This is a genomic window from Butyrivibrio sp. INlla16, from assembly GCF_900104155.1.
In the GTDB taxonomy this organism is placed as follows: Bacteria; Bacillota; Clostridia; order Lachnospirales; family Lachnospiraceae; genus Butyrivibrio.
The window spans coordinates 1-1,665 of the sequence record NZ_FMYB01000128.1 but is presented as its reverse complement, the minus strand read 5'-3'; the positions used below and the strand labels follow the sequence as shown (position 1 = coordinate 1,665).

Below are 1,665 nucleotides of genomic sequence, written 5' to 3'. Positions count from 1 at the left end.
CCTGAATTATTCATGACACCTTAGAACCATTCAAAATTGCCTTCGGAAATTTTTCGAAGCACAAACGCTGAAAAATGGCGCGTTTAGAGACTGAAAAAGGGTAGACTATCCCTATAGCTCGTTTGGAATGGCTTTTAGGTTGTCAAGGTTCGTTTATAGTTGCTATTCTAACTGCACTTTGAGCTGCCAGATATTCTCAAAGATCTGAAAAACCTCATCTTTGTACGGGCAGCTACTGCACAGATTGAATTTTATGTATCTGCCAGAGTGAACCACTTTTGTAGCAATCTTTAAAAGCTTGAGCCTGACAGTATCAATAAGGTGTTTCTCCATCTGCTTAGGCAGTACAAGGCGCCTGAACAGGTTGAAAATATTGTAAACGAGCGTATGGAGCTGAAGTCTGTTAGCATTAACAACCTTGCTCTTCGAGCTTACTGATGCGAAGTCAAAACCATCTTTACACTCGCCGATAAAGTTTTCCATGCGCCCACGGTTGCAGTAATACGAAATCACCTGATAAGGTTCCATCTCCATGTTAGTAACGATGAAAGTGTACATGAAGTTGAACTGGTTTGCTGGCTTTTCAATCTTAAAGATAACCCGCCTTTCGCTGCGCCACGAGCCTGCTTTATACATGAACTCGCCGTATGTTACAGCATAATCTACAGCATTGTACTTTGTTACGCTCATAAGTGCATCGGCTTTGCCCTGGGCCATAGCCTTAAGGGTATTGTTTATCTTGAGACGGATGGCATATTTTACACCATTATCTTCAAACAGGTCATAGAGCTCAGGTGCGGCAAAACCGCTGTCAGCTCTGGCATAAAGCTGAATGGAAGGATAGCTCTTCTTATACTCAGCTATGAGAGGCTTCATGAAATCTGCAGAATCTTTTGAGCAGTAGTCGGTACCATCATAAAGCACGGCGCGGAGAAGATCTCCGGTAAGTCCGTCAAAGCAAACCTTTGGATGGTAGCCATGTGCCTGATAATGGAAATTGAAGCCTTCACCTTCCTGATTCCCATATGTCGGAAGAAGGGTTGAATCAATGTCAAACAGCACATATTCAGGCATTTCAATAGAATATACTATCTGGCGGAGCTTGCGCATCATCGTATCAAACTGGCGGAGCGTGGAATCATCCATGCGGTTAAAGAACCTTGAAATGGTAGGCTGTGAAGCAAGAGCTTCTTTGCCAAGTATAGCTGACATGACAGGATCTTTCCTGATCTCGTCAGCACAGTTATCTTCATAGTAGATTCCAAAGATCTGGTAGATCATCTGTAACAGATTCTCGTGATCTTTGTGATCTCTGTGTATTGCAGCATCTGTGGTCTTGAACGTTTCCTTTATGAGTCTTTCAATACCAAGTGCTGAAAGGAACTCTTTGACCATCAAAAGGCCACCGTCAGATGACAGCTCGCCTCCGTTGAAATTGAGCTTAAACTGTTTGTTGCACAATAACTGAATTTCTTTTAAACTATGCATAGAGCTTCTCCTTTGTTGCTTTATGTATGGTTGCTAGCCTACATAAATTGTAGCAAATCAGGAGCTCTATTAATATAGTTTTGCTTCACTTTTTAGGTGAAAACGCAAATATTTTAAATAACAGTACCTTTGCGGCGTTGGAGTGATTTTAATCTACTGCCGTGAATAATTCAGGTT

General features: G+C 41.9%; 1 protein-coding gene. It reads right to left on the bottom strand.

What is annotated here, in order from left to right; genetic code table 11:
• Positions 1-162 precede the first annotated feature (162 nt).
• Complete coding sequence (locus BLR42_RS22255; RefSeq protein WP_091873938.1) at positions 163-1,488, bottom strand: IS1380 family transposase; 1,326 nt, start codon at positions 1,486-1,488, stop codon at positions 163-165.
• Positions 1,489-1,665: the final 177 nt, after the last annotated feature.

Bases quoted from the DNA above. Each gene is read 5' to 3' on its own strand.
- BLR42_RS22255 (WP_091873938.1), bottom strand. From the start codon at position 1,488: ATGCATAGTTTAAAAGAAATTCAGTTATTGTGCAACAAACAGTTTAAG.